This is a genomic window from Streptomyces sp. NPDC022552, assembly GCF_055561875.1.
In genome coordinates this window covers 156,156-173,863 of sequence record NZ_JBVHGJ010000007.1, presented here as the reverse complement: position 1 = coordinate 173,863, position 17,708 = coordinate 156,156, and the positions used below count along the sequence as shown (strand labels likewise).

16 protein-coding genes and 1 tRNA gene are annotated in these 17,708 nt (G+C 71.3%); 12 read left to right on the top strand and 5 right to left on the bottom strand.

The window, feature by feature from the left end; genetic code table 11:
* Window positions 1-259 precede the first annotated feature (259 nt).
* On the bottom strand, window positions 260-1,780 hold the full coding sequence (locus ACZ3OF_RS20425; RefSeq protein WP_361671829.1) for a potassium/proton antiporter: 1,521 nt from the start codon (window positions 1,778-1,780) through the stop codon (window positions 260-262).
* Window positions 1,781-2,049: 269 nt separating this feature from the next.
* On the opposite strand from ACZ3OF_RS20425, the gene ACZ3OF_RS20420 reads away from it, so the two are divergent.
* The gene (locus tag ACZ3OF_RS20420; RefSeq protein ID WP_361671833.1) at window positions 2,050-4,773 is read left to right on the top strand and encodes a penicillin acylase family protein; all 2,724 of its coding nucleotides are present in this window, start codon (window positions 2,050-2,052) and stop codon (window positions 4,771-4,773) included.
* Here the strand turns inward: ACZ3OF_RS20420 and ACZ3OF_RS20415 are convergent.
* Window positions 4,763-5,377, bottom strand: coding sequence for a 5-formyltetrahydrofolate cyclo-ligase (locus tag ACZ3OF_RS20415; protein ID WP_467306015.1), 615 nt, complete (start codon window positions 5,375-5,377; stop codon window positions 4,763-4,765). The two genes, ACZ3OF_RS20420 and ACZ3OF_RS20415, sit on opposite strands and share 11 nt — an antisense overlap.
* A 105-nt stretch (window positions 5,378-5,482) precedes the next feature.
* On the opposite strand from ACZ3OF_RS20415, the gene galU reads away from it, so the two are divergent.
* The 7 genes from galU to ACZ3OF_RS20380 all read left to right on the top strand — a co-directional run bounded on the left by galU (window position 5,483) and on the right by ACZ3OF_RS20380 (window position 10,905).
* The gene (gene galU, locus ACZ3OF_RS20410) at window positions 5,483-6,409 is read left to right on the top strand and encodes a UTP--glucose-1-phosphate uridylyltransferase GalU (protein WP_361671838.1); all 927 of its coding nucleotides are present in this window, start codon (window positions 5,483-5,485) and stop codon (window positions 6,407-6,409) included.
* A 4-nt stretch (window positions 6,410-6,413) separates the two neighbouring features.
* A complete protein-coding gene (glp, locus tag ACZ3OF_RS20405; protein ID WP_467306012.1) occupies window positions 6,414-7,751 on the top strand; it encodes a molybdotransferase-like divisome protein Glp in 1,338 nt (445 codons plus the stop codon).
* Window positions 7,752-7,808: 57 nt separating this feature from the next.
* Window positions 7,809-8,300, top strand: coding sequence for a cyclic pyranopterin monophosphate synthase MoaC (moaC, locus tag ACZ3OF_RS20400; protein ID WP_361671843.1), 492 nt, complete (start codon window positions 7,809-7,811; stop codon window positions 8,298-8,300).
* On the top strand, window positions 8,297-8,917 hold the full coding sequence (locus tag ACZ3OF_RS20395) for a MogA/MoaB family molybdenum cofactor biosynthesis protein (protein ID WP_361671845.1): 621 nt from the start codon (window positions 8,297-8,299) through the stop codon (window positions 8,915-8,917). The genes moaC and ACZ3OF_RS20395 overlap by 4 nt, the downstream gene beginning before the upstream one ends.
* Window positions 8,914-9,537, top strand: coding sequence for a GNAT family N-acetyltransferase (locus tag ACZ3OF_RS20390; protein ID WP_361671847.1), 624 nt, complete (start codon window positions 8,914-8,916; stop codon window positions 9,535-9,537). Before ACZ3OF_RS20395 ends, ACZ3OF_RS20390 begins: the two co-directional genes overlap by 4 nt.
* Window positions 9,538-9,679: 142 nt before the next feature.
* The gene (gene sepX / locus ACZ3OF_RS20385) at window positions 9,680-10,735 is read left to right on the top strand and encodes a divisome protein SepX/GlpR (protein ID WP_361671850.1); all 1,056 of its coding nucleotides are present in this window, start codon (window positions 9,680-9,682) and stop codon (window positions 10,733-10,735) included.
* Window positions 10,736-10,831: 96 nt separating this feature from the next.
* Window positions 10,832-10,905: transfer RNA gene (locus ACZ3OF_RS20380), tRNA-Ala, on the top strand.
* A gap of 105 nt (window positions 10,906-11,010) precedes the next feature.
* On the opposite strand, the gene ACZ3OF_RS20375 is transcribed toward ACZ3OF_RS20380, so the two are convergent.
* Window positions 11,011-11,916: a trypsin-like serine peptidase gene (locus ACZ3OF_RS20375; RefSeq protein ID WP_361671852.1), complete on the bottom strand. Its 906-nt coding sequence runs from the start codon at window positions 11,914-11,916 to the stop codon at window positions 11,011-11,013.
* A 98-nt stretch (window positions 11,917-12,014) separates the two neighbouring features.
* On the bottom strand, window positions 12,015-12,509 hold the full coding sequence (locus ACZ3OF_RS20370; protein WP_467306007.1) for a GNAT family N-acetyltransferase: 495 nt from the start codon (window positions 12,507-12,509) through the stop codon (window positions 12,015-12,017).
* Window positions 12,510-12,551: 42 nt separating this feature from the next.
* On the opposite strand from ACZ3OF_RS20370, the gene ACZ3OF_RS20365 reads away from it, so the two are divergent.
* Window positions 12,552-13,349 (top strand): exodeoxyribonuclease III, encoded by a 798-nt coding sequence (locus ACZ3OF_RS20365; RefSeq protein WP_361671858.1) that lies wholly within the window; start codon window positions 12,552-12,554, stop codon window positions 13,347-13,349.
* 106 nt (window positions 13,350-13,455) lie between these two features.
* Here the strand turns inward: ACZ3OF_RS20365 and ACZ3OF_RS20360 are convergent, their stop codons facing one another.
* On the bottom strand, window positions 13,456-14,076 hold the full coding sequence (locus ACZ3OF_RS20360) for a MerR family transcriptional regulator (RefSeq protein WP_361672165.1): 621 nt from the start codon (window positions 14,074-14,076) through the stop codon (window positions 13,456-13,458).
* Between the two features lie 173 nt (window positions 14,077-14,249).
* On the opposite strand from ACZ3OF_RS20360, the gene ACZ3OF_RS20355 reads away from it, so the two are divergent.
* From ACZ3OF_RS20355 to ACZ3OF_RS20345, 3 genes are read left to right on the top strand one after another with little or no spacing between them, the layout of a single operon-like run.
* Window positions 14,250-15,794 (top strand): flavin-containing monooxygenase, encoded by a 1,545-nt coding sequence (locus ACZ3OF_RS20355; protein WP_467306004.1) that lies wholly within the window; start codon window positions 14,250-14,252, stop codon window positions 15,792-15,794.
* Complete coding sequence (locus ACZ3OF_RS20350; protein ID WP_467306002.1) at window positions 15,791-16,741, top strand: alpha/beta fold hydrolase; 951 nt, start codon at window positions 15,791-15,793, stop codon at window positions 16,739-16,741. Before ACZ3OF_RS20355 ends, ACZ3OF_RS20350 begins: the two co-directional genes overlap by 4 nt.
* The gene (locus tag ACZ3OF_RS20345) at window positions 16,738-17,619 is read left to right on the top strand and encodes an SDR family oxidoreductase (protein ID WP_467306000.1); all 882 of its coding nucleotides are present in this window, start codon (window positions 16,738-16,740) and stop codon (window positions 17,617-17,619) included. The genes ACZ3OF_RS20350 and ACZ3OF_RS20345 overlap by 4 nt, the downstream gene beginning before the upstream one ends.
* Window positions 17,620-17,708: the final 89 nt, after the last annotated feature.

Below are 17,708 nucleotides of genomic sequence, written 5' to 3'. Positions count from 1 at the left end.
CGTGGACACCACGGTCCTTGCCTTTCTGCCGCCTGGTAGCGCGCCCGTGCACGGTGGTGCGGGCGCCGCCGAGAGCTGTCCTCATGCGCGGAACTGCGGTAGATACCGGGCCCCACTGCGGAGGGCTTCACGGCCGCCATACGGTCGCGCCAGCTCTGCGTCAGGCAGAGTTGGTTCGATCTAGTGTGCCTTCATGGTACAGGGAAAGGGCGTCTTCCCGCCTGGGAAAACGCCCTTTCGTTCGAAACTGCGCCTGTGATTAACCGGACGTTCGCTTGGTGAAGGGCAGATGCGGCCAGTGCGAGTGCGGCCCCTTGGGCGCCGACACGGCCGTCGCGCCGCCCGTCCCCAGCCAGCCGGCCAGCTTTCCGCCCTGTCCGACGGACCGCAGCCGCCGCTCGGTGGCGTCCCGCACCGGGTCGGTCGCGATGACGAGGAGTTCGTCGTTGTACCGCAGCACGGTCGCCGGACCGGGCACGAAGCTCTTCTCCTCGCGTACGACGAGGGTGACCGCGGCCCCGGCCGGGAGGCGCAGCTCCGCGACCTCCACGCCGTGCATCTTCGAGCCCTCCGGGATGGCGACGGACAGCAGGTGTCCGCGCAGCCGCTCCAGCGGGGCCGACTCGACGCCCAGGTCGGCGGCCTCGGAGGAGCCGCCCAGCTTCAGCGCCTTGGCCAGCCAGGGCAGCGTCGGGCCCTGGACGAGGGTGTAGACGACGACGAGCACGAAGACGATGTTGAAGACACGCTCGCTGCCCTCGATCCCGGACACCATGGGGATGGTGGCGAGAATGATGGGGACCGCTCCGCGCAGGCCGGCCCAGGACATCAGGGCCTGTTCCTGCCAGGGGATACGGAACGGCAGCAGGCTGACGAAGACCTCCATGGGCCGCGCCACCACCGTCAGGACCAGGCCGATGACCACGGCGGGCCAGAAGTCGTCGGCCAGCTTGGTCGGGGTGACCAGCAGGCCGAGCAGGACGAACATGCCGATCTGGGCGATCCAGCCGAGACCCTCGGCGAAGCCGCGGTTGGCGGGGGCGTGCGGCAGCTTCGCGTTGCCGAGGACCATCGCGGCCAGGTAGACGGCGAGGAAGCCGGAGCCGTGGGCCAGGGCGCCCGCCGCGTACGCCGTGACGGCGATGGCCATGACGGCGATCGGGTAGAGGCCGGAGGCGGGCAGGGCGACGTGCCGCAGTCCGAAGGCGCCGAGGAAGCCGACCCCGAGGCCGACGGCGGCGCCGATGGCCAGCTCCAGGAAGATCGTGCCGACGAGGACGTACCAGGAGTCGACCGGGCCGACGGCGGAGAAGGCGACGACGAGGATGACGACCGGGGCGTCGTTGAAGCCGGACTCGGCCTCCAGGACACCGGTCACGCGCGAGGGCAGCGGCACCTTGCGCAGGACGGAGAAGACGGCGGCGGCGTCCGTCGAGGAGACGACCGCGCCGATGATCAGCGCCTGGCGCCAGTCCAGGCCGACCAGATAGTGGGCGGCCGCGGCCGTGATGCCCACGCTCACCGCGACGCCGACGGTCGACAGCACGACCGCCGCGGGCAACGCGGGTTTGATCTCCTTCCACTTGGTGCCCAGGCCGCCCTCGGCCAGGATCACCACGAGTGCGGCATAGCCGATCACCTGGGTCAGTTCGGCGTTGTCGAAGGCGACGTTGCCGATTCCGTCCTGCCCGATCGCGACCCCGATCCCGAGATACAGCAGCAGGCTGGGGAGCCCGCTCCGGGACGAGATCCGCACCGCCGCGACAGCGATGAGCAGCACGAGCGAGCAGATGAGCAGGAGTTCATTGAGCTCGTGGACAGTCAGTGGCCGATCCTTCCCCTCGCGTGCGGCCGGATCGTTCCTCCAGCAGCCGGTACTTCGTTACCTTACCTAATCTTTAACGCTTTCTTGACGCGTTCCTTGCTTGTCCTCGATCGCCAGTGCGATCTTGGGTGGCCCTCTTGGTGACACCGCGTCCGGGCCTTCCGGAGGCTGCGCCTAAGGTTGCTCCCGTACTCCAGGACCACCCTGCCCCTCGAAGGACAGCGATGCCCTCCAACACGACCGCGCCTCCCGCCAAGAAGAAGGGGCGACGTGCCCGCCTGATCGTCCTCGTCCTGGTCCTCGCACTGGTCGCGGGCGTCGGCTTCGGCGGGTACTGGGGCGTCAGCACCGTCCGTGCCTCGTTCCCGCAGACGACGGGCGAACTCCGGCTCGACGGCCTCTCCGGCGAGGTCGAGGTCAAGCGCGACGCCTACGGGGTGCCGCAGATCTACGCCGACACCGAGGCCGACCTCTTCCGCGCGCAGGGCTACGTCCAGGCGCAGGACCGCTTCTACGAGATGGACGTGCGCCGTCATATGACGGCCGGCCGCCTCTCTGAGATGTTCGGCAAGAGCCAGGTCGACACCGACGCCTTCCTGCGCACCCTGGGCTGGCGTGAGGTCGCGCAGGACGAGTACGACAAGGTCCTGTCGGCGGAGACGAAGAAGAACCTCCAGGCCTACGCCGAGGGCGTCAACGCCTACCTCAAGGGCAAGGACTCCGCCGACATCTCCGTCGAGTACGCGGCGCTCGCCTTCTCCAACGACTACGCGATCGAGCCCTGGACGCCCGTCGACTCGGTGGCCTGGCTCAAGGCCATGGCCTGGGACCTGCGCGGCAACATGCAGGACGAGATCGACCGCTCCCTGATGACGAGCCGGCTGAGCGAGCAGCAGATCAAGGACCTCTACCCGGGGTACCCGTACGAGCTGCACCAGCCGATCGTGCAGAACGGCGCGGTCGACAAGGCGACCGACGCGTTCGACCCGAAGGCCAAGGCGAAGAAGAACGACGACGGCAGCGGGACCACGCCGGGCGGCGCCCTGGAGGGCATGCAGTCCCAGCTCGGCGCGCTCTCCGACTCCCTCGACGACATCCCCGCGCTGCTCGGCCCCAACGGCAACGGCATCGGCTCGAACTCGTGGGTCGTCTCCGGGAAGTACACGACCTCCGGCAAGCCGCTCCTCGCCAACGACCCGCACCTCGCCCCGATGCTGCCGTCGCTCTGGTACCAGATGGGTCTGCACTGCCGCTCCGTCTCGGCGACCTGCCGCTACGACGTCGCCGGCTACACCTTCTCCGGCATGCCGGGCGTGATCATCGGACACAACGACACCATCGCCTGGGGCTTCACCAACCTGGGCGCCGACGTCACCGACCTGTACCTGGAGAAGGTCGGGGACGACGGCTACGTGGTGGACGGCAGGACCAAGCCGTTCACGACCCGCGAGGAGACCATCAAGATCGCGGGAGGCGGCAGCCGGAAGATCACGGTCCGCTCGACCGAGCACGGGCCGCTGGTCTCCGACCGCTCCTCCGAGCTGGAGAAGGTCGGCCAGAAGGCGCCCGTCGGCAACGTCGCCCCGGACCGTGGCACCGGCTACGGCGTCTCCCTCCAGTGGACCGCCCTGCAGCCCGGCAAGTCCATGGACGCGGTCTTCAGGCTCAACCGCGCGAAGAACTTCAAGGAGTTCCGCGCCGCGGCCGAGGACTTCACCGTCCCCTCCCAGAACCTGATCTACGCCGACGCCGAGAACATCGGCTACCAGGCGCCGGGCAAGATCCCGCGGCGCGCCAAGGGTGACGGCACCGTACCGGCGCCCGGCTGGGACTCCTCGTACCGCTGGAAGGGCTACGTCCCGTACGACGAGCTGCCGTACGAGCAGAACCCCGACCGCGGCTACATCGTCACCGCCAACCAGGCCGTCGTCGACGCCGACAAGTACCCCCACCTCCTGACGGAGGACTGGGGCTACGGCTCGCGCAGCCAGCGGATAAACGACCTCATCGAGTCGAAGATCAAGGACGGCGGGAAGATCTCGCCGGACGACATGCGGACCATGCAGATGGACAACCGCAGCGAGATCGCGACCCTCCTCAACCCGCTCCTGCTGAAGATCGACATCTCGGACCCGTACGTCCGTGAGGCGCAGAAGCTCCTCGAGGGCTGGGACTACACGCAGGAGCCCGACTCGGCCGCCGCCGCGTACTTCAACGCGGTCTGGCGCAACGTCCTCAAGCTCGCCTTCGGCGACAAGCTGCCCAAGGAGCTGCGGGCCGAGGGCGACTGCATCAGCGTCCGCCCGGCCGACTCCACCGGCCTCCCGGTCGACGAGCAGAACAAGCGCGTACGGGAGTGCGGCGAGCGCGACGGGGACACGGCGCAGCCGGACGGCGGCGACCGCTGGTACGAGGTGGTCCGCCCGCTGCTCAAGCAGGAGAACAGCGCGTGGTGGAAGACCGAGGCCAACCGCACGGACCAGGCCACCGAGAACCGTGACCAGCTGCTCGCCCGCGCCATGGAGGACGCCCGCTGGGAGCTGACCGCCAAGCTCGGCAAGGACGTCTCCACCTGGAGCTGGGGACGGCTGCACCAGCTGACCCTGCAGAACCAGACGCTCGGCACCGCGGGACCCGGCTTCGTCCAGTCCATGCTCAACCGCGGCCCGTGGAACCTGGGTGGCGGCGAGGCGGCGGTGAACGCGACCGGCTGGAACGCGGCCGGCGGCTACGAGGTCGTCTGGGTGCCGTCGATGCGGATGGTCGTGAACGTCGGCGACTGGGACCGCTCCCGCTGGATCAACCTGTCGGGCGCCTCCGGTCACGCGTACCACGACCACTACACCGACCAGACCGACAAGTGGGTCAAGGGCGAGCTGCTCGACTGGTCCTTCGGCAAGGCGGCGGTCGACGCCTCGACGAAGGACACGCTGCTCCTCAAGCCGTAGAAGGCTCCTGAGGGCGCTCGAAGCGCCTGACCCCCTCCGGGGTCACCACCGCGTGCACGGGGTGGTCGTGCGGTTCCTCCGGGACCCGCGCGACCACCTCGTTCGCGTAGAGGAGCACCACGAGCGCCGGGTCCTCGCCCGCCCGCGCCAGCCGGGCGAGGACGCGGTCGTACGAGCCGCCGCCCCGGCCGAGCCGCATCCCGCGGCCGTCGACCGCGAGGCCGGGCAGCAGGACCACGTCCGCCGCGCACACGGCCTCGGGGCCGAGCCGCGGACCGGTCGGCTCCAGGAGGCCGCGGCCGGCCTTCGCCAGATGCTCCGCACCCTCGTACGCGGCCCAGTCGAGATCGTTGTCGGGCAGCAGGACCGGGAGCAGGACGCGGGCGCCGTTCGCGCGCAGCGCGTCCAGCAACGCGCGCGTGCCCGGCTCGCGGCCCACCGACACGTAGGCGGCGACGGTCGAGGCCTCCGCCAGCTCGGCCAGGTCCCGCGCACCCCGCGCGAGCAGCTCGCCCGCGGCTTCGACATCATGGCTGGTCAGCTGGGCGCGAGCCGCGAGGAGTTGGCGGCGCAACGCAGCCTTGTCGGACATGTCTGCCGTCATCGGGACATCATGTGGTGCTCACTAACCTCTCGTACGTGTCGTTATGCACAGGAAGTTAATCGGAGCCCCATCTTCCTCTCATTCCGAACGGCTATGGTGCTCCGCATGACTCAGTCGCCTTCCCGGATCACCAAGGCTGTCATCCCGGCCGCCGGTCTCGGCACGCGCTTCCTCCCGGCCACCAAGGCCACCCCGAAGGAAATGCTGCCGGTCGTCGACAAGCCCGCGATCCAGTACGTCGTCGAGGAGGCCGTGGCGGCCGGACTCTCCGACGTCCTCATGATCACCGGTCGGAACAAGCGGCCCCTGGAGGACCACTTCGACCGGAACTACGAGCTGGAGGAGGCGCTCGCCCGCAAGGGCGACGAGGAGCGGCTCTCCAAGGTTCAGGAGTCCAGCGACCTCGCCACCATGCACTACGTGCGTCAGGGCGCCCCGCGCGGCCTCGGACACGCCGTGCTCTGCGCGGCCCCGCACGTCGGCGACCAGCCCTTCGCCGTGCTGCTCGGCGACGACCTGATCGACCCGCGCGACCCGCTGCTGGCCCGGATGGTGGACATCCAGGAGCGTGAGGGCGGCAGCGTGATCGCGCTCATGGAGGTCGAGCCCGAGCAGATCCACCTGTACGGCTGTGCGGCGGTCGAGGCGACGGCCGACTCCGACGTCGTGAAGGTGACGGATCTGGTCGAGAAGCCGGACGCGGACGAGGCGCCCAGCAACTACGCGATCATCGGCCGCTATGTTCTGGATCCGGCCATCTTCGCCATACTGCGTGAGACCGAGCCGGGCCGTGGCGGCGAGATCCAGCTGACCGACGCTCTGCAGAAGCTCGCCAAGACGTACCAGTCGGCACCGAGCGGCGAGGGGAAGATCGGGGGTCCGGTCCACGGCGTGGTCTTCAAGGGCCGCCGCTATGACACCGGCGACCGCGGGGACTATCTGCGTGCCATTGTCAGACTGGCGTGCGAACGTGAAGACCTGGGCCCGGACTTCCGGACCTGGCTCCGCAGTTACGTCAGCGAGGAGATGTAGCACCTTGAGCAGCAGTACGGCACCGGTGTCAGGCGATCCCTGCGCGGGTCCCTCGCGCGACCTGTGGTCGGTGGACGAGCACCTGGACGACGTCCTCGGGGCGATCGTCCCGCTCGAACCCATCGAGCTGCAGCTGCCCGACGCCCAGGGCTGCGTCCTGGTCGAGGACGTCACGGTGCCGGTCGCGCTGCCCCCGTTCGACAACAGCTCCATGGACGGGTACGCGGTCCGGGTCGCCGATGTCGCCGGCGCCACCGAGGAGTTCCCCGCGGTCCTGACCGTGATCGGTGACGTGGCCGCGGGCGCCGGCGGCCTGCCGGTCGTCGGCCCCGGCCAAGCCGCCCGGATCATGACCGGCGCCCCGCTGCCGCCCGGCGCCGAGGCCGTCGTCCCGGTCGAGTGGACCGACGGCGGTACGGGCGAGGGCGCGGCGAGCGGGATGCGCGCCGCCAGCGCCGACCCCGAGGGCGCGGGCGGCGAGGTCCGCGTCCACCGGGCCGCCGAGGCCCGCGCGCACGTCCGCGCGCGGGGCAGCGACGTCCAGGCCGGTGACCTGGCCCTGGAGGCGGGCACGGTCCTCGGACCGCCGCAGATCGGGCTGCTCGCCGCGATCGGCCGCGCCACCGTCCGCGTGCGCCCCCGCCCGCGGGTCGTCGTGATCTCCACCGGCAGCGAACTGACGCAGCCCGGTGAGGAGCTGGGCGAGGGTCAGATCTACGACTCCAACAGCTTCGCGCTCGCGGCCGCCGCGCGCGACGCCGGCGCCATCGCCTACCGGGTCGGCGCCGTCACCGACGAGGCCGACACCCTGCGCGCCACCATCGAGGACCAGCTGATCCGGGCCGACCTCCTCGTCACCACGGGCGGGGTGAGCGTCGGCGCGTACGACGTGGTCAAGGAGGCGCTGACGACGGCCGGCCAGTTCGAGGGCCAGGTCGACTTCCGCAAGCTGGCCATGCAGCCGGGCAAGCCGCAGGGCTTCGGCACGATCGGCCCCGACCACACCCCGCTGCTCGCGCTGCCGGGCAACCCGGTCTCCTCGTACGTGTCCTTCGAGCTCTTCGTACGGCCCGCGATCCGGGCCCTGATGGGCCTCGGCGACCTTCACAGGCCGCGGGTCCGGGCCGAGCTGGCGGCCGACAAGCCGCTGCGGTCCCCCTCGGGCCGCCGCCAGTTCCTGCGCGGGACGTACGACGCCGAGACCGGCACCGTCACTCCGGTGGGCGGCTCGGGCTCCCACCTGATCGCGGCGCTCGCGCACGCGAACGCGCTGCTCGTCGTACCGGAGGAGACCATGGAGGTGGCGCCCGGCGCCGAGCTGGACGTGGTCCTCCTCGGCTGAAGAGGGCCTGGTGGCGGTACCGTGGCGTCCCACACAGCGACCGGGAGTGTCACGGCCATGAGCACGCAGCAAGGACTCACCCACATCGACGAGGCGGGGGCGGCCCGCATGGTCGACGTCTCGGCGAAGGACGTCACGGCGCGGACCGCGCGCGCCAGTGGCCGCGTCCTGGTCTCGCCGCGCGTGATCGAGCTGCTGCGGGGCGAGGGCGTACCGAAGGGCGACGCGCTCGCCACCGCCCGCATCGCCGGGATCATGGGCGCCAAGAAGACCCCGGACCTGATCCCGCTCTGCCACCCGCTGGCGGTCTCGGGCGTGAAGCTGGACCTCACGGTCGCGGACGACGCGGTGGAGATCCTGGCGACCGTGAAGACGACGGACCGCACGGGCGTCGAGATGGAGGCCCTGACGGCGGTCTCGGTGGCCGCGCTGACGGTGGTCGACATGATCAAGGCGGTCGACAAGGGCGCGGTCATCTCCGACGTACGGGTGGAGGAGAAGACGGGCGGCAAGTCGGGCGACTGGACCCGGGAAGGGGCCGGGTCGTGACGCGCGGGGGCCGGGTGACCGGGGCGCACGGCCACGGGGACCGGGCCGGCGAGGGCCGGGCTCACGGAGAGCGGACTCTCGACGAGCAGGTCGCGGCGGCGCTAGGCGCCGACTTCGGCGGCGCCCTCACCGCCCCCTACGCCGCCCTCGTCGTCACAGCCTCCAACCGGGCCGCGGCCGGGGTGTACGAGGACAAGGGCGGGCCGCTGATCGCCGAGGGCCTGGCGCGGATGGGCTTCGCGGTCGACGGCCCGCAGGTCGTGCCGGACGGCGCGCCCGTCGAGGCGGCGCTGCGGGCCGGGGTCGAGGCCGGGTACGACGTCATCCTCACCACCGGCGGCACGGGCATCTCGCCGACCGACGCCACGCCCGAGGCCACCCGCCGGGTCCTCGACCACGAGATCCCCGGCATCCCCGAGGCGATCCGCGCGTACGGCCGGGAGAAGGTGCCCACCGCGGCGCTCTCCCGTGGCCTCGCCGGCGTCGCGCGCGGGACGCTGATCGTGAACCTGCCGGGCTCCGCGGGCGGGGTCCGCGACGGCCTCGCCGTCCTGGAGCCCCTCCTCGTGCACGCGGTCGACCAGATGCGCGGCGGCGACCACCCGAGACCGTCATGATCCCGACCTGGCCCGTGGTCCTCGCCGACGGCGATGTGGTGCTGCGGCCCATAAAGATGCGCGACCAGCGGGCCTGGCGTGAGGTGAACCGGCGCAACCGGGACTGGCTGCGTCCCTGGGAGGCGACGATTCCGCCCCCGGCGCCCGGTGGTCCGGTCGCTCAGCGGCCGACGTACCGCCAGATGGTCCGTCATCTGCGGGCCGAGGCGAACGCGGGCCGGATGCTGCCGTTCGTGATCGAGTACCGGGGTGAGCTCGTCGGTCAGCTGACGGTGGCGGGGATCACCTGGGGCTCGATGTGCTCGGGCCACGTCGGGTACTGGGTGGACAGCGCGGTGGCGGGCCGGGGCGTGATGCCGACGGCGGTCGCGCTCGTGGCCGACCACTGCTTCCGCACGGTCGGTCTGCACCGGATCGAGGTCTGCATTCGGCCGGAGAACGGTCCCTCGCGCCGGGTCGTCGAGAAATTGGGATTCCGGGAGGAGGGGCTGCGGCCGCGCTACCTCCACATCGACGGGGCGTGGCGGGACCACCTCGTCTTCGCGCTCACGGCGGAGGAAGTCCCCCAGGGGCTGCTGAGGCGCTGGCACCAGGCACGTCCCGCCCACCCTGCTCAATGAAATAAATGTTCGAATTCAATCAGCAGTTGATCGCCAATCGATCTGAACAATCACAAAAAAGTTCAGTGATATCAGCCAGATCGTGCGACACACCGGGCCAATTGGCCGATGCCCGTAACGGAACCCCTCTACGGTGTGAGGCGTGAGCAGCAGCGGCCTCATCTACGCAGTCATCGTCGGGGCCTGGGCCGCCTACTTGGTGCCGATGTGGCTCCGCAGGCAGGACGAGCTCAACGAGGCCCGCCCGACGGAACGCTTCAGCACCGCCATCCGGCTGCTGTCCGGACGGGCGGGAATGGAGCGCCGGTACGCCAAGGAGCTGAAGGACCGGGAGCCCGACGTGGACCCGGACGTGGAGACGGAGCATTTGAGCTCGGTCGACGTCCGGGCCTTCTCCGCGCCCGCGGCCAGGACGGAAGCCCGTATGGAGGTCCCGGAACCGGGCCCCGGGCCGGACCGCAAGCGTGAACCGTCTCCCGTGCGGCGGCCCTCGAAGGCGGCCGCCGAGCGCGCCCGCCGGGGCAAGGTCCTCGCCCGGCGCAGACGGACGACGGTCGTCCTCTTCCTCGCCTTCACCCTCGGCGCGGTCGTCGCCGCCGTCGGCGGCCTGGCGTTCCTGTGGGCGCCGGCCGTCCCCGCGGTGCTGCTGAGCGCGTACATCGTGCATCTGCGGACGACGGAGCGCCGGCGCTTCGTGTACGTGATGGACCGTCGGCGCGCCGAGGCCGCGGCGGCACGGCTGCGCGAGAGCCGCCCGCGCCGTCCGGCCGCGCCCGCCGAGCCGGAGGAGGAGCAGCCGGCCCGACCCGAGCCCGAACCGGCCCCCACGGTCTCCCCGCAGGAGGCCGGCCGCCGCGCGCTCGTCGAGCAGACGGACCACGCGGAGTGGGTGGACCAGCAGCGCGAGCGTGGCCCGGCCCGCGGCGACAGCTGGGAGCCGGTCCCGGTCCCGCTCCCCACGTACGTCACCGCCCCGGTCGCCCCGCGCGCCACGAGCGGCATCGACATCACGGACCCGGAGACCTGGAGTTCGGCCCGCTCCTCCACGGCGGCCCCGGAGCCGGCCCCGCCGGCTGCCCCGGACCCGGCGCCGCGCCAGCGCACGGCCCCGCCCCGCGGCGCCCGCCGCGACCACGGCCGCACCCCGCTCTTCGACCAGTACGCGGACGACGACCGCCCGCGCGCGGCCAACGAGTGACCCCCGGCCGGGGGCTCCCCGGAGCCCTCGGCTGACCTGCGGGGGAACGGATTTCACTGCACCCCGATCGGGATGCTAATGTTTCACACGTCGCAAGGGCCTGTGGCGCAGTCTGGTAGCGCACCTCGTTCGCATCGAGGGGGTCTGGGGTTCAAATCCCCACAGGTCCACAAGCGCAGACGGAGATCCCGTCCGATCGAAAGATCGGACGGGATCTTCGCTTTTCCGGGCGGAGTTGACGCCGACGCCCGTGACCGGGCGGGACCTCTCAGGTGTCAGGACGCCTGGGCGCGGTCGTACAGGGCCTTCGCGTCGTTGCCGAAGTACGGGCCGAACATGCGGTTCGGGAGGAACGTGTAGCCGAAGCTGTTCACCGAGACCTGGAGGCCCGTGCCCGTGGCCTCGCTGAAGCCGGAGAACCAGGGGCCGCCGCTGGAGCCGCCCGTCATGTTGCAGGCGAGGCTGTGGTCCTGGGAGAACAGGAAGTCCTTCGAGGAGTTGCCCGCGCAGTGGATGAGCTTCGAGCCGTCGTACGGGGACGCCGCCGGGAAGCCGAAGGCGTACATCGGCTTGTTGTAGCCGCCGTTGAACTGGAGGCCCTGGGCGCCCGTGACCGAGGTGAGGGTCCTGCCGTTCAGCGGGGCCACGACCGCCGCGCCCACGTCGTAGTTGATGTCCTCGCTCGCCTCCCACTGCGGGGTGGTGAGCGTCTTCGTCGCCGTCCACTGGCCGTACGGCGCGTTGCCGTTGTCGTAGGCAGGGACGAAGACCCAGTTGGTGTGCCACGAGCCCTGGTACTTCACGCAGTGCCCGGCCGTGATCACCGTGCTCTGGTTCTGGCTGGTGACGGCGTTGCCGGAGCAGGAGGCCGTACGGCCCTGGAAGGTGAAGAAGACCCGGCCGGACGTCTTCACGACGGCGCCGCCGCCCGTCCAGGGGCCGCCCGGCTGCGGGAAGGCCGTCGGGGCGATCGTGGTGGGGGTGGACGAGCCGGCGACCCGCTTGAGGGTCTTGAGGGCCCCGGGGGTGACCTCAAGATCCAGCGGGACCGCCGAGCGCATCCGCTCCGCGGTCCAGAAGGCGGGCTTCTCCGCCGCTTGAGCCGAGGTCGCGGTCAGGGCTCCGGTCAGCAGGGCTCCGACGGACAACAGGACCGCTGCGACTGTGCGATGGCGTCTCACGCATGTCTCCTTCTGCCGAGGCAGGTGGGGGATGAGAACGGTGCGGATCGACGTGCGTGGGCAGCGTGCCAGAAGGTGCGGAGAATGTCAGGGGCGCGTCAGAGATTTTCGGTCAGCGGCTTCGCGTAGCAGCGGCTGCTCTCGTAGTCCCGGTAGTAGCCGAACTTCACGCACAGCTCGTATCCGCTGGAGGCGTACAGCGCCATCGCCTCGGGCTGCGCCGTGCCCGTCTCCAGGACCATCCGCGTCCGGCCGGCCGCCCGGGCGTCCGCCTCCAGGGCCGCCAGGATGCGGCGGGCGAGGCCCAGGCCGCGCGCCTCGGGAGCCACGAACATGCGCTTGAGCTCGGCGTCGCCGTCCGCGTACCCCATGTCGTTCTTGTCCTGGGTGCGCCAGCCGCCGGACGCGACGGGGCGGTCCTCGGCGTCGTACGCGAGGAGGTAGAGGCCGCGGGGCGGTACGAACATCCCGGGGTCGAGCGGGGTGTCGTCACCCTCGCCGTAGCGGGCGGCGTACTCCAGCTGGACGGCGGCGTCGAGCTTGGCCGCATCGGGGTGGTCGTACGGTACGGGTCGTATAGTCATGTTAGGCATTGTATGTGTATGCGGCCTTGCGGGTGTCGGTATCCTCCCCGGATGCTCACTGTCACGTCCGTCAATGTCAATGGACTCCGAGCCGCGGCCAAGAAGGGCTTCGTGGAGTGGCTCGCCGGCACCTCCGCCGACGCCGTCTGCCTCCAGGAGGTACGCGCCGAGGAGGCCCAGCTTCCGGCCGAGGTCCGGGCGCCCCAGGGCTGGTTCACCGCACATGCGCCCGCCGCCGCCAAGGGGCGCGCCGGCGTCTCCCTCTACACCCGGCGCGAACCCGACGCCGTGCGCGTCGGCTTCGGGTCGACCGAGTTCGACGGCAGCGGCCGGTACATCGAGGCCGACCTGCCCGGCGTCACCGTCGCCAGTCTCTACCTCCCCTCCGGCGAGGTCGGCACCGAGCGGCAGGACGAGAAGATCCGCTTCATGGGCGAGTTCCTGCCGTACCTGAAGGGGCTGAAGGAGCGCGCCGCGGCCGACGGCCGCGAGGTCGTCGTCTGCGGCGACTGGAACATCGCCCACCGCGAGGCGGACCTCAAGAACTGGAAGGCCAACCAGAAGAACGCCGGCTTCCTCCCCGAGGAGCGGGAGTGGCTGAGCCGCGTCTTCGACGAGGCGGGGTACGTCGACGTCGTCCGCGCCCTCCACCCCGACCAGGACGGGCCGTACTCCTGGTGGTCGTACCGCGGACGCGCCTTCGACAACGACTCCGGCTGGCGCATCGACTACCAGGTCGCCACCCAGCGCCTCGCCGGCAAGGCCGTGAAGGCGTACGTCGAGCGGGCCGCCACGCACGCCGAGCGGTGGAGCGACCACGCGCCCGTGACGGCGGTGTACGAGCTCTAGGCGCGGGCGGCGCGGGCACCGCTCATGGGGGCCGCGGAGCCGGTTCGCGGAGCCGGTTCGCGGAGCCGGTTCGCGGAGCCGGTTCGCGGGGGCCCGCGCCGTCATCTCATGAGGGTTCGCGCAGTCGGCGGTCCAGCGCCATCGACAGTTCCGCCTCCACCACGCTCTTGGCGAGCGGGCGCAGCCGCTGGATGTCCTTCTCCTCGGCGTGCTCGCGCAGGAGTTCGGTGAAGAGTCCGGCCAGCGCCTCCGCGTGTTCGCGGACCGCCCGTCCCGCCTCCAGGACGGCGGCGAGCGGGATGCCCTCCTTCACCAGGGCCGCGGAGACGTCGAGCAGCCGTCGGCTGATGTGGACGATGGCGTCGCCGTCGGTGGCGAGATAGCCGAGGTCGAGGGCGGCCAGCAGGTTCTCGGGTGTGACCTCGTCCGTGAAGTAGTCGGCCAGCTCCTGGGGGGTGAGCCGAATCGGTTCTTCCTCGGTCGGTTCGCCGAGGCCGAGGACCTCGCTGACGTCCTTGCCGCTCTCGAAGGCGGTGTTGAGGTCGGCGATGCCGTTGAGGGTGTGGCCGCGTTCGAGCAGTGCGGCGATCGTGCGGAGTTTGGCCAGGTGGTGGTCGTCGTACCAGGCGATCCGGCCCTCGCGGCGGGGCGGGGCGATCAGCCCGCGCTCGCGGTAGAAGCGCAGGGTGCGCACGGTGATGCCGGCCGCCGCCGCGAGCTCGTCCATGCGGTACTCGCGTACGTCCTTCACGTCTTCCGATCGGTCTGCCACGCCCGCCAGCCTATGTTGTACCGCCGGTAACTTTCCCTCGTCCGCCCCCTACCGCTCGGTATGCCGCTGCTCTACAGTCCCGACTGTGCCAGTGATTGCTGGCGGGATTGTGGCGCGTGGGAGGCGGCATGGCGAAGCACGAGCACGTACGCGTGGTGGTGATCGGATCGGGGTTCGGCGGTCTCGGGGCGGCCGTCCGGCTGCGCCGCGAGGGGATCACCGACTTCGTCGTCCTGGAGCGAGCCGACTCGGTGGGCGGCACCTGGCGCGACAACAGCTATCCCGGCTGCGCCTGCGACGTCCCGTCGCACCTCTACTCCTTCTCCTTCGCGCCCAACCCCGACTGGCCCCGCACCTTCTCCGGACAGCGCCACATCCGCGCCTACCTGGAGCACGTCAGCGACACCTTCCGGCTCCGCCCGCACCTGCGGCTGAACCACGAGGTGTCGCTGATGCGCTGGGACGCCGACGAGCTGCGCTGGGAGATCGAGACCAACCAGGGCTCCTTCACCGCCGATGTGATCGTCTCGGCGACCGGGCCGCTCTCCGACCCGAAGATCCCCGACATCCCGGGGCTCGCCGACTTCCCCGGCAAGGTCTTCCACTCGGCGCAGTGGGACCACGACTACGACCTCACCGGCAAGCGCGTCGCCATGGTCGGCACCGGCGCCTCCGCGATCCAGATCGTGCCCGCGATCCAGCCCCAGGTCGGGAGGCTGACGCTCTTCCAGCGCACCCCGCCGTGGGTCATGCCCCGCATGGACCGTGCCATCACGGGCGCCGAGCGCTGGCTCCACCGCACGGTCCCCTTCACCGGGACCGCGCGCCGCGGGCTGCTCTGGGGGATCCGCGAGCTCCAGGTCAGCGCGTTCACCAAGCGCCCGGGCGAGCTCGGCCTGGTCGAGTCCCTCGCCAAGGCCAACATGGCCAAGTCGATCAAGGACCCGGCGCTGCGGGCCAAGCTGACCCCCTCGTACCGCATCGGCTGCAAGCGCATCCTGCTCTCCAACGCGTACTACCCGGCGCTGGCCGAGCCCAATGTGGACGTGGTCGCCTCGGGGCTGCGCGAGGTGCGCGGCTCGACCGTCGTGGCCGCCGACGGGACGGAGACCGAGGTCGACGCGATCGTCTTCGGTACGGGATTCCACGTCACCGACATGCCGATCGCGGACCGTGTGGTCGGCGCGGACGGCGTCCGGCTCTCCGAGGCGTGGAAGGACGGGGTGCAGTCGCTGCGCGGCGCGACTGTCGACGGCTTCCCCAACTGGATGACGATCATCGGACCCAACACGGGTCTCGGGAACTCCTCCATGATCCTCATGATCGAGTCCCAGCTGAACTACATGGCCGACTACCTCCGCCAGCTCGACGTCCTCGGAGGCCGCGCCGCGCTCGCCGCCCGGCCGTCCGCCGTCGGCGCCTGGAACCGCAAGGTGCAGGACCGGATGGAGCGGACCGTCTGGAAGTCGGGCGGGTGCGACAGCTGGTACCTGGACGCCAACGGTCGCAACACCACGCTCTGGCCGGGCACGACGAGCGAGTTCCGGCGCGAGACGCGACGGGTGGACCTCGCGGAGTACGAGGTGCTGCGGCCGGCGGTCGCGGAGAAGGCGCCGACGGCGCGTCGAGGCGCCTCCGCGTCCGCGTCCCGCAAGAAGGAGACGGTCAAGTGAGCCGTCTCCTCGGGTCCCGTACGGGATCGCTGCCGCACCCGCGCGAGGTCATCGCCGTCTCCGCCGACGGCGCCCGCGTCCATGCCGAGGTGTACGGCCCCGATGACGCCCCGGCAGTCGTCCTGGCCCACGGCTGGACCTGCTCGATCGGCTTCTGGGCCGAGCAGATACGGGACCTCGCCCGGGACCACAGGGTCATCGCCTACGACCAGCGCGGCCACGGCCGCACCCCCGCCCCGGCCGGCCCCTCGGGCTACTCGACGCGGGCGCTCGCCGACGACCTGGAGGCCGTGCTCGGCGCGACGCTCCGTCCCGGCGAGCGTGCGGTCCTCGCCGGGCACTCCATGGGCGGCATGACCCTGATGGCGGCCGCCGCGCGCCCCGCCTTCCGGGAGCACGCGGCCGCGGCCCTGCTCTGCTCGACCGGGCCGTCCCGGCTCGTGGCCGAGTCGCTCGTCGTACCGCTGCGGGCCGGCGGCCTGCGGACCCGGCTGACCAGGGGGATCCTGGGAGCGAGGGCGCCGCTCGGCCCGGTCACCCCGATCTCCCGGAAGATCCTCAAGTACGCGACGATGGGCCCGGGTTCCGCGCCCGAGCGGGTCGACACCTGTGCCCGGATCGTGCACGCCTGCCCCCGCCGCCCGCGGGTGGCCTGGTCGCGGGTGCTCGCGGAGCTCGATCTCGGCGCGGGCGTACGGGAGATGGAGCTGCCCGTGGCCGTGATCGTCGGCACTGCCGACCGGCTCACGCCGCCCGTGCACTCCCGCGCCCTGGCCGCCGCGCTGCCGCGGTGCGTGGGGTTCGACGAACTGGCCGGGATGGGTCACATGACGCCGGTGGAGGCGCCGGAGGCGGTGACGGCCCGGATCAGGGAACTCGTCACCACCTACGGAGAGGCGCAGGTGCGGGTTCAGGTGCAGCAGGGACAGAAGGAGGGAGCGGCATGAGCAGGGTCAGCCTGGAGGGCCAGGTCGCCGTCGTGACCGGAGCGGCCCGGGGTGTCGGTGAACTCCTCGCCCGCAAGCTCTCCGCGCGCGGCGCGAAGATCGCGCTGGTCGGTCTGGAGCCGGAGGAGCTGAAGCAGGTCGCCGGCCGGCTGCACGCCGAGGCCGACTGGTGGCACGCGGACGTCACCGACCACGAGGCGATGGCCACGGTGGCGACCGAGGTCAAGGAGCGCTTCGGCAAGGTCGACATCGTCGTCGCCAACGCGGGCGTCGCGGCCGGCGGCCCGTTCGTGGACTCCGACCCGGTCGCCTGGCGGCGGGTCATCGAGGTCAACCTGATCGGCGGGGCCGTGACGGGGCGGGCGTTCCTGCCCGTCCTGATGGAGTCGCGCGGCTACTTCCTGCAGATCGCCTCGCTCGCGGCGATGACCCCGGCGCCGATGATGACGGCGTACTGCGCGTCCAAGTCCGGCGTCGAGGCATTCGCCCACAGCCTGCGCGCCGAGGTCGGGTACAAGGGCGTGAAGGTCGGTGTCGGCTACCTCTCCTGGACCGACACGGACATGGTCCGGGGCGCGGACCAGGACGACGTGATGAAGGAGCTGCGGCAGCGGCTGCCCTGGCCGTCGAACCGTACGTACCCGCTGGGCCCGGCCGTGGACCGGATCGTCGCGGGCATCGAGCGGCGCTCGGCGCACGTCTACGCCCAGTGGTGGCTGCGCGGGATGCAGTCCACGCGCGGCTACCTGCCCGGGATCATCGCGGCGGTCGGGCAGCGCGAGATGAAGCGCTTCGAACCCCGCCTGGCCGGGGTCTCCAAGGGCCTCGTGGGGGCGGGAGGCGAGGCGGACGAACAAGCCCGCTCGGGGCGCGTGTGACGGTCCGTAACTGATCGAAATGCGCGGAATGTGACGTCATGCCACGCTGGTCGAGGCCCAAGGGGCGAGCCGCCCCGTTCCCCTCACAC

Bases quoted from the DNA above. Each gene is read 5' to 3' on its own strand.
- ACZ3OF_RS20370 (WP_467306007.1), bottom strand. From the start codon at position 12,509: ATGCCTAACATGACTATACGACCCGTACCGTACGACCACCCCGATGCG.
- moaC (WP_361671843.1), top strand. From the start codon at position 7,809: ATGAGCACGCAGCAAGGACTCACCCACATCGACGAGGCGGGGGCGGCC.
- ACZ3OF_RS20345 (WP_467306000.1), top strand. From the start codon at position 16,738: ATGAGCAGGGTCAGCCTGGAGGGCCAGGTCGCCGTCGTGACCGGAGCG.
- ACZ3OF_RS20360 (WP_361672165.1), bottom strand. From the start codon at position 14,076: ATGGACGAGCTCGCGGCGGCGGCCGGCATCACCGTGCGCACCCTGCGC.
- ACZ3OF_RS20355 (WP_467306004.1), top strand. From the start codon at position 14,250: ATGGCGAAGCACGAGCACGTACGCGTGGTGGTGATCGGATCGGGGTTC.
- ACZ3OF_RS20390 (WP_361671847.1), top strand. From the start codon at position 8,914: ATGATCCCGACCTGGCCCGTGGTCCTCGCCGACGGCGATGTGGTGCTG.
- ACZ3OF_RS20415 (WP_467306015.1), bottom strand. From the start codon at position 5,377: ATGACGGCAGACATGTCCGACAAGGCTGCGTTGCGCCGCCAACTCCTC.
- ACZ3OF_RS20365 (WP_361671858.1), top strand. From the start codon at position 12,552: ATGCTCACTGTCACGTCCGTCAATGTCAATGGACTCCGAGCCGCGGCC.
- ACZ3OF_RS20420 (WP_361671833.1), top strand. From the start codon at position 2,050: ATGCCCTCCAACACGACCGCGCCTCCCGCCAAGAAGAAGGGGCGACGT.
- galU (WP_361671838.1), top strand. From the start codon at position 5,483: ATGACTCAGTCGCCTTCCCGGATCACCAAGGCTGTCATCCCGGCCGCC.